Origin of the sequence: Enterobacter sp. 198, assembly GCF_009025585.1 — a bacterium.
GTDB classification, from domain to species: domain Bacteria; phylum Pseudomonadota; class Gammaproteobacteria; order Enterobacterales; family Enterobacteriaceae; genus Enterobacter; species Enterobacter ludwigii.
Genome location: NZ_WCIM01000032.1, coordinates 1 through 264, shown reverse-complemented (window position 1 = coordinate 264; position 264 = coordinate 1). Strand labels below are relative to the sequence as shown.

The window sequence follows — 264 nt, the reverse complement described above, 5'->3', positions numbered from 1 at the left end:
TTCGCCTTCCGGCAGCGGTTTTTCTGGCGTCACTTCCCAGTTGCCGTCTTCACCCACGATCGCAGTGCCCACGACTTCATCGTCGATAATCAGTTCAACGGTTTCGCCAGGTACGGCACCGCCGCCGCTGAATACCGGCTGGGTATCATCGGTAATATCGCCATTGTTAATCGGGCCAGTGATCGGGCCGACGTCATCTTCCACGTCACCGATCACCGGTTTCGCTGGCGCAGTCAGGTCAACGATAAAGCCGATCGGATCGGA

Annotated in this window: 1 protein-coding gene; it reads right to left on the bottom strand. The window is 57.6% G+C overall.

The features are described from left to right. On the bottom strand, positions 1–264 hold a 264-nt coding region (locus tag F8561_RS24500), incomplete at both ends, for an Ig-like domain-containing protein (protein WP_226778114.1).